The 7725-nt window shown below is 61.0% G+C and carries 8 protein-coding genes; 7 read left to right on the top strand and 1 reads right to left on the bottom strand.

From position 1 onward, the window contains the following. The first annotated feature begins 810 nt into the window (after positions 1-810). Both JQ575_RS35885 and JQ575_RS35880 read left to right on the top strand, forming a co-directional pair. Positions 811-1062, top strand: coding sequence for a hypothetical protein (locus tag JQ575_RS35885; RefSeq protein ID WP_212037920.1), 252 nt, complete (start codon positions 811-813; stop codon positions 1060-1062). A 55-nt stretch (positions 1063-1117) separates the two neighbouring features. Next, a complete protein-coding gene (locus JQ575_RS35880) occupies positions 1118-2311 on the top strand; it encodes a radical SAM protein (protein WP_212037919.1) in 1194 nt (397 codons plus the stop codon). A gap of 28 nt (positions 2312-2339) precedes the next feature. Here JQ575_RS35880 and JQ575_RS35875 read toward each other — a convergent pair whose 3' ends face one another. Beyond that, positions 2340-3098, bottom strand: a complete 759-nt coding sequence (locus tag JQ575_RS35875; RefSeq protein ID WP_283813458.1) for an SDR family NAD(P)-dependent oxidoreductase — start codon at positions 3096-3098, stop codon at positions 2340-2342. On the opposite strand from JQ575_RS35875, the gene JQ575_RS35870 reads away from it, so the two are divergent. The 5 genes from JQ575_RS35870 (at position 3089) to JQ575_RS35850 (ending at position 7713) form a co-directional block, all read left to right on the top strand. Beyond that, positions 3089-3352: a hypothetical protein gene (locus JQ575_RS35870; protein WP_212037928.1), complete on the top strand. Its 264-nt coding sequence runs from the start codon at positions 3089-3091 to the stop codon at positions 3350-3352. The two genes, JQ575_RS35875 and JQ575_RS35870, sit on opposite strands and share 10 nt — an antisense overlap. Positions 3353-3429: 77 nt before the next feature. Then, positions 3430-4602, top strand: coding sequence for an ROK family transcriptional regulator (locus JQ575_RS35865; RefSeq protein ID WP_212037926.1), 1173 nt, complete (start codon positions 3430-3432; stop codon positions 4600-4602). Positions 4603-4659: 57 nt separating this feature from the next. Next, complete coding sequence (locus JQ575_RS35860; protein WP_212037917.1) at positions 4660-5943, top strand: ABC transporter substrate-binding protein; 1284 nt, start codon at positions 4660-4662, stop codon at positions 5941-5943. A 44-nt stretch (positions 5944-5987) separates the two neighbouring features. After that, a complete protein-coding gene (locus JQ575_RS35855) occupies positions 5988-6863 on the top strand; it encodes a carbohydrate ABC transporter permease (RefSeq protein WP_212037925.1) in 876 nt (291 codons plus the stop codon). Further along, positions 6856-7713 (top strand): carbohydrate ABC transporter permease, encoded by an 858-nt coding sequence (locus JQ575_RS35850; protein WP_212037916.1) that lies wholly within the window; start codon positions 6856-6858, stop codon positions 7711-7713. The genes JQ575_RS35855 and JQ575_RS35850 overlap by 8 nt, the downstream gene beginning before the upstream one ends. Positions 7714-7725 lie beyond the last annotated feature (12 nt).

Raw genomic sequence — 7725 nt, 5'->3', positions numbered from 1 at the left:
CTGCAACGGGCGCCAGGACCACACGGTTTTGCCGTACGCTTAGTCCACGCCATCGTCTCAGCGCAAACCAGCGTCCACCGCAACCCGTCCAACGTCCGTGACGACGGCCGACGCCCTTCTGAGTAGGACGGGATGGCCAAACAAACATCCCTGATTTGCCATTCTGGTAAACAGAAATATTTTTTATTTCGGGGCTTGACATGATTTCCGTAAAACAGAACTGATTTGCCCGTCGGGCAGACTCAAGACGGAGGCGGCGCTCAAAATCAACTCACCTCTGCAGGGCACGCTGATGCTTTCCCCGGCCGGTCATCGGCAAGCCGCGACAAGCTGATCGAATTCAAGCGGGAGCGAATTCTCGACGAGGTACTCGAACTGCTCATGCGGACGGCGGACTGATCATCGGCTGACGGTCCCGATCCCCGTGGTCGGTTTCACCAGCCCTTGATCCACCCATACATACCGCTGGAGGCAGACCCAGCTTGATCCCGCGGGAGAATCCCTCTCCAAGGCATGCCGGATGTTGGCCCAGTTTAAAGTTTGCGCCCCCAGACCAGGCATCTGCGCATCTGCAGCATTTTCGGACTTAAGAAGAGGATAGGGAAAGCAACGGGATAGCGGCACGGCCGCCGGCCGCTCTCGTACCCCCATCGATCAACTTCAAGATGAAGTACCCCAAACCTTCTTTGAACGAATAGTTCGCCACATTGCCGCAACAATGGAATTGGTATAATCTCCTGCTGCTCAGCTGATTGATACACCAGCCTTCGTTCGACCCTTTTACTGCGTCGCAAGAAAACGGAGCACAGCATGCCGATTACCACGCTGAAGGTTCTATCGACTGTCCTGCAACTGCATGGGCCGGGCGCAACGATCCAGAGCGATCATCAGGGCATCGAGGCGTTGCTGAGTGATCTGCGTGGGCAAAATGGTGTCACACCGACCGAAGTTTACTTCAGACGCGGTTTTGTTCGCGGCGGCGGAGGCTACGGTGGTTTTCGTAGAGGCGGCGGATACTACGGCGGTGGCGGATTCCGCCGGGGCGGATTTATCCGGTACTAGGCTTTTCCAGTACTAGCTTTGCTTCATGGTTTCCTTGAGGCCATCCGGTATCGGCATGTCGGCTGACGCAACAGATGCTTTGGCAGATGCGGTCGGCTTCCAGGAGCAGCCGATCTCGCAGCTGCTTGTCAAGGTTGCCTCGCGATGCAACATCGACTGCTCCTATTGCTACTGGTTTCGCGACGCGGCTGTTTATGACAAGCCGAAGCTGATGAGTGACGAAGTGCTGCAGCAATTGTTGCTGCGCATCGAAGAGCACGTCGCCAGGTATTCCCTCATCGATTTCCCGATCATTCTGCACGGCGGCGAACCCCTGCTGTGGGGAGTTGAAAATTTCCACCGTTTTGCCGAGGCCTGCGAAGGCATTTCGTCACGGACCGGTTGCGACATACCGATCGCGGTAACCACCAATGGCGTGCTGATCAACGATGAATGGCTGGACTGTTTCGAGACTCGGAACATTTCCGTCGCGATCAGCCTGGATGGGCCGGAACACATTCACGACATTCACCGCAAGACGTTTCAGGGCACCGGCACCCACGCCGCGGCGGAACGGGCCGCACGGATGCTTGCATCGCGCGACATCGGCATGACCGCCCTTGCCGTCTGCAATCCCGCTTACCCGCCAAAACAATATGTCGAGTTTTTCGCGGAATGCGGAATTTCCAGCTACGACATCATGATCCCCGACGCGACGGTGGACGAGACCCCCGCGTCCGTTGGTTCGTTCTACAACGGCCTGTTCGACCTGTGGCTGGAGGCCAACCGGACCAAGCCCACGGCCAACATCCGGATCATCAGCGACATGATCACCGCCATGCTCGGCAACAATTCGCCGACTGAGGGCGTGGGCTACAAACCGATCGAACTCTGCACGGTCATGACCGACGGTTCCGTCGAAGCGCACGATGTGCTGCGGATTGCCGGCGACGGCCTCACGCAGACCAAGTTCAATATTTTCGAGCATGCCATCGACGACGTCAGAAACGAGCCGCGCTGGAAGGCCGCGCGCGACGCTTCCATCCAACTTGCCGCGAAATGCCAGCAGTGCAAATTCATGAACGCCTGCGGCGGCGGCTACCTTCCGCATCGTTTCTCCAAAAAGAACGGCTACGACAATCCGTCAGTCTATTGTGACGACCTCTATTCGATGTTTGAGAACATGCAATCGGTGCTGGCTGACCATCTTTACGTCAGCAAACCGGACGGGGAACGCCTCGACGTGCGCGACGTCCTGGCTGGCGCCTAGGCAGATACGCCTGGCTCAAAATCGTCCTTCACACTCTCCCGCCGTCGACGACATAGTGCTGACTGGTGCACGCGCTCGCCTCTTCCGAGGCCAGGAACACCACGACCCGGGAGATGTCGTCCGGGTAGAGTTTGCGCTTCAGGCACTGCGCCTTCATCAGATCGGCCTCGCCTTGCGGCGTGACCCATTTTTCGATCTGACGTTCCGTCATGATCCAGCCGGGAACGACGGCGTTGACGCGGATATTCCAGGCGCCGTAATCGCGCGCGAGCCCGCGCGTCAATCCAAGCACGGCCGACTTCGAAGCGGTGTACACCGGCATCCCGCCCTGCGCGGTCATCCAGGAGATCGATCCGAAATTGACGATAGCGCCGTCTTTCCCGGCTTGCATGTCCGGCAGGACGGCTTGAGCGGCAAAGAACTGGTGCTTCAGATTGACGGCAATTCTGTCATCCCAGTATTCCGGCGTGACGCTCTCGACCGAATGCCGGTCATCATGCGCCGCGTTGTTGATCAGCACGCGAATCGGCCCAATGCCGGCCCTGATCCGGCCGATCGCGGCGCGTAAATGATCGATATTGGTCACATCGCAATATTCATATCGGACTGCAAAGCCCTGTGCAGCGAGTTCATCGACCAACCGCGTCGAAGGATCTCTGGCGATGTCCAGAAATCCGACTTTGGCCTTCTGCCGCGCGAAGGCACGCACGATCGACGCGCCTATCCCCGACCCACCGCCCGTGACCAGGACAGACTTGCCCTCGAGATCTGGATAGATTGCAGCCATCAAGTGATCCACCGTTTTTGGACGCGGGCGTCGATGCCGGATTTTATTTTGATTTCAAGGCCCGCGGTACAGCGACAGATAGATCACAACTGCTCGCGTTCGTCATCTCGGCGCAGTTCGCAGCGGCGGCATATCAGTTGCGCGGCAATGCGGGTTTGCGAAGGGCGCACATGATGCAGATCAATGAGCCGCCAGCTTCGAACCAAACGTCCGCGCCCTCGATTTTGCTGCCGCGCACACAACACATGCCTTGAGCCGGCAAGCGCCTTGACAGTTGAAATGTTTCGCGCGCACATTCTTACACTAAGTAAGAATGACGACAGGGACGGAAATGCCGGAGCAGCCGAGAAGTCGGCGGCAAACGCGTGCGGCCATTCTGGGGCATCTGCTTCAGTCGGGCGGCATGTTTCGACCGCCTTTGGCCAGGGCCGTGCGCCTCTCCGAGGCGAGCCTGTCGCGCATCCTGTTTGATCTGAAGGCGGAGGGCCTGATCGAGGAAGTCAGGCGGCCGGTGCCTTACTTCGGTGGCCCGACCGCTTTGGTATCTCTCGACAGCTCGGTAAGGCTGGCCGCCATCGAGCTGACCGGCGAGCGGCTGACCGTTGGGGTCGGCGGGCTTTCCGGCGAGCTGCATTATACCGAACGTCTGCCTCTGCCGAAATCGCCGACCGTCAAATCCGTCAGCCGGCTGTTTCACCAGGCGCTGCAATCGCTGCAGGACTGGACGCGGCAGCATCGGGTTCAGCTGTCGCAGATCGGCGTTTCGGTCCCGGGGCTTGGCCGGTTGAGCGAGCTCGTCAATCCGATCATTCCGTGTGACGTCAAGCGCGTTCGCGGCATGCTTGGCGAGATGTTTGCGGACGTGCCGGTCGCGATCACCAATTCGGTCGTGGCGCATGCCACGTTTCATCGCTGCCGCACGGAAGATTATCCGTTTGCCGGCCCGCATCTGTTCGTCTTTGTCGGCCAGGGCGTCGCAGGCGCCTGGATGGACGACCCGATCGAGGCCGATGCGTTGCAGCCGGTCGAACTCGGCCACATGGTGTTCGGCGATGGCGGTCCGCCCTGCCGCTGCGGCCACCATGGCTGTATCGAGGCTTATACGTCGCTTCCGGCATTGGCCGGGCTTCTCGGTGTTGGCGAGCCGGAATTGCTGCAGCTCGGCGATGAGTGGGTGAATGCAATTTCGATCTCCGCCCGCGTGCGACAGGAACTGAGGCGCCGGCTGTTCCGGCTTGGCCTTGCGATCGGCAATACGCTGAACGTCAAGCCTTGTGCCGGCGTGGCCATCAGCGGCTGGCCGTCTGTTCTCGCGGAAGCAGATCGAAAGGCGTTGATCGACGGGATCGATGCCTGCGTGATGGGCGGGCGGAAGTTCGCCCAGGTATCACTCGCTTTCGTGCCGCCTTCGAGCGGCAATGATCCGAATGCCGCGCTGGCCTTTGCAGCCTGCTGTCTGGCTTGCCGCGGTGGCATGCCGGTCTCATCGGCGGAGGCCGCCTGACAAGCAATGAACGACGCGGCCAACGCGTCAAGGTTTTGAAACCGGGAGGAACGTACCATGCCAATGATCACAAGGCGTCGTCTGCTCGCTGGATCCGCTGCCACGCTCGCACTGCCGGCGTTTGCCCACGCGCAAGGGGCGACCAAGCCGCGCCTGACCGCGATCTCGCAATGGTCCGCGGGAAGCGATGGCGCGGCCATCACGGCGCTCGGCAAGAAATTCGAGGAGAGGGGCGGCGTCTGGCAACATTCGCCGGTTCCCGGGTTCACCACCGAAATGATGAACAAGCTGCGCGCCCAGATCATGGCCGGCGATCCGCCGGCCTGTTCGCAGCTCAAGGGACCCGAGATTGCGGCCTGGTCGAAGATCGCCCCGACGGTGAGCCTCGATGAGCTGGTCGCTGCCGCCGGCTACGAAAAGGTCGTTGCCCCGGACCTTGCGAAACTGCACAAGCCCGGCGGCAAGTGGATTGCGCTGCCGTTGCAGATCTACAGCACCAACATGCTGTTTCTGTCCAAGCGCGCGATGGACAAGGCCAAGGCCGACAAGATCCCCGTCACATGGGCAGACTTCAACGACCTGGCCGAAAAGATGAAAGCGGGCGGGGTCGCCTATCCCATCGCCAACGGCGGCACCCGCCCCGATGACGGGCAGAAGTTCGAGGCCTCCCTGGCAGGCATCAGTCCCGCCGCATACCGCGCAGCCATCATGAACCTCGACAAGAAGGCCCTCGAGGGCCCCGAGGTCAAAGCCGCCTTCGTGCAGGTACGCAAGATCGCCGACTGGATGGACCCCAACGTCGGCGCCCGGCACTTTTCGACCAACCTGAAGCGCTTCGTCGACGGCGACATGGGCATGATGATCATGGGCGGGTGGGCGCAGGGCGTGTTGCGCAATGCCGGTTTCAAGTTCGAGGACTTCATGATTGCGCCCGGCCCCAGCGACAACGGCAAGCCGGTGTTCCTGTTGAATGCCGACGCGTTCATATTCTGGCAGCGCAAGGAGCCCGACCTGCAAGCCGGCCAGGCGCTGATGGCGCAACTCGTCATGGATCCCGCCATCCAGACCATGTATTCGCAGATCACGGGATCGATACCCGTGCGCACCGATGTTGATCTTTCCGGCGAAGGCTGGTCGGACGGTCAACGCCGAACCGCAGCCGCGCTGAAAGACGCGATCGCCAGCAATCAGGCGGTTCTCAGCGTCGCGCACAACATGGCACAGGAAAACGGACTCACCGCTGCGTTGATCGACGTGATCACGGAGTATGTGAAGAACAAGACGATCAAGCCGGAGCAGGCGGTCACCCGCCTCGCCGAGGCCGTCGAGAGCGCGCGTTGACAGACGCCGCGGCACCGCGAGCAGGGCGGCCGACGACACCAGAAATGGTGCGCCGGCTGCCCGAGTATCTGACGATCTGGGTACCGCTGCTGTTATCGGCCGCGCACCTCGTTTCGTTTTCGCTGTGGACCATCTGGATCTCGTTCACGCCGTCCACGCTGGTCCCGGTGTCGGGCTGGGTCGGTTTGCGCAACTACACCTCGGTTCTGGCGTCGCGGAACTGGCAAGTCGCCTTCGACAATCTGCTGCTGTTCGGCAGTGCGTTCGTGCTGCTCAGCCTGGTGACGGGTCTCATACTCGCGATCCTGCTCGATCAGCGCATTCGCGGCGAGAACGTGCTGCGGTCCATCTTCCTCTACCCCCTGGCGGTGTCGTTCGTCGTCACCGGCACGGTCTGGAGCTGGCTGCTCAATCCCGGCATCGGGATCCAGAAGCTCGTCCACGATTTCGGCTGGACTTCCTTCCGGTTCGATTGGCTGATCGACCGCGACATGGCGATCTGGACGATCGTCATCGCTGCGATCTGGCAATCCTCGGGCTTCGCCATGGCGCTCTTCCTCGCCGGCCTCAGGTCCGTCGATGCCGACCTGATCAAGGCGGCGCAGATCGACGGCGCCGGACCGGTCCGGATGTACCGGCGCGTCATCCTGCCGACGCTCTGGCCGATCACCATAACTGTCATCGTGATCCAGCTGCAGTTCGCCATTTCGACCTTCGACCTCGTCCGCGCGCTGACCAACGGCGGCCCTGGAATCGCGACCCAGTTGCCGGCCCTTGTCGTCTACGACCTGATGTTCCAACGCAACCTGCTCGGCCGGGGGGCGGCCGCGGCCGTGCTGATGTTGCTGATTCTTCTCTCGGTGCTGCTGCCTTACGCGGCGTGGCAATATCTCCAGCGACGTCGGGCCCCCCATGCGTGATCGAACCTTCGCGCCGAGCCGCATGCTGATCTATCTCGTCGTTTCGCTGATCGCGGCGGCGTGGCTCGTACCACTAATCGTCGTCGTGCTGAATTCGCTGCGCAGCAACGAGGAAATCGTCCAGACCTCGATGATCGGCTGGCCGCGGCAGTGGGCCTTTGGCAACTACCTCACAGCCTGGTCCGACTTCTGCGTCGCGCAGACCTGTGTCGGCATCCGCCCCTACATGTTGAACTCCGCGCTCGTGACCATTCCCGCGACGATCTTTTCCACCCTGCTTGGTGCGGTCGCCGGTTACGCCGTTTCGCTCTGGCGCTTTCGCGGCGACAGCTGGATCTACGGCATCGTCACGCTGGGCATCTTCCTGCCGCAGCAGATGCGCTTGCTGCCCTGGACCATCGTGCTGCGCGATACCGGGCTGATGAACACGCTAACGGGCCTGGTGCTGATCCACACGATCCAGGGGCTCTCCTTTACCGTCCTGTTCTGCCGAAACTACTACGTTGCCATCCCGCAGGAGTTGATAAGGGCCGCGCGCATCGATGGCGCGGGGTTCTTTCGCATTTTCTGGCGCATCATTCTCCCACTCTCGCCGCCCATCCTGGTTGTCACCGTGATCTGGCAGTTCACCCATATCTGGAACGAGTTCCTCTATGGCGTGACATTCACGACCGGCCAACAGCAGCCGGTCACCGCTGCGCTGATCGCGCTCTCGGCCGCGGTCGCCGATATCCCGCATCATGGCGTGCAAAGCGCCGCGGTGATGATCGCGGCCCTGCCTACCCTGTTGATCTATCTGATCGGTGGCAAATACTTCGTACGCGGCCTTACCGCCGGCGCCGTGAAATGAAGGGAAAGTCAT

This window comes from Bradyrhizobium sp. JYMT SZCCT0428, assembly GCF_018131075.1.
Lineage (GTDB): Bacteria > Pseudomonadota > Alphaproteobacteria > Rhizobiales > Xanthobacteraceae > Bradyrhizobium.
Note: the sequence above shows the minus strand (reverse complement) of the source record. Positions and strands in the feature narration are given on the sequence as shown.